The organism is Vibrio lentus (genome assembly GCF_002875945.1).
GTDB classification, from domain to species: Bacteria; Pseudomonadota; Gammaproteobacteria; order Enterobacterales; family Vibrionaceae; genus Vibrio; species Vibrio apostichopi.
In genome coordinates this window covers 1-218 of sequence record NZ_MCZK01000061.1, presented here as the reverse complement: position 1 = coordinate 218, position 218 = coordinate 1, and the positions used below count along the sequence as shown (strand labels likewise).

General features: G+C 55.5%; 1 protein-coding gene. It reads left to right on the top strand.

What is annotated here, in order from left to right; translation table 11 throughout:
• Window position 1 precedes the first annotated feature (1 nt).
• The coding region (locus BCT49_RS05010) for a VCBS domain-containing protein (RefSeq protein ID WP_431355059.1) at window positions 2-218 on the top strand (217 nt) is incomplete at its 3' end.

Sequence of the window (218 nt, the reverse complement as noted above, 5' to 3'; positions counted from 1 at the left end):
CGTGACCATCACGGGCTCAGACGACGCGGCGGTTATCACCCCAAGTGTTCCGGGTGATGATAAAGGCGAAGTGCAAGAAGACGTGACGCTAACGACCGGCGGCAACCTCAATGTTGACGATCCAGATTTAGACGAAGCGGTGTTTACCGCGCAGACCGATGTTCAAGATGGCAACTACGGCACCTTCAGTATCGATGCGGACGGTGAGTGGACGTACA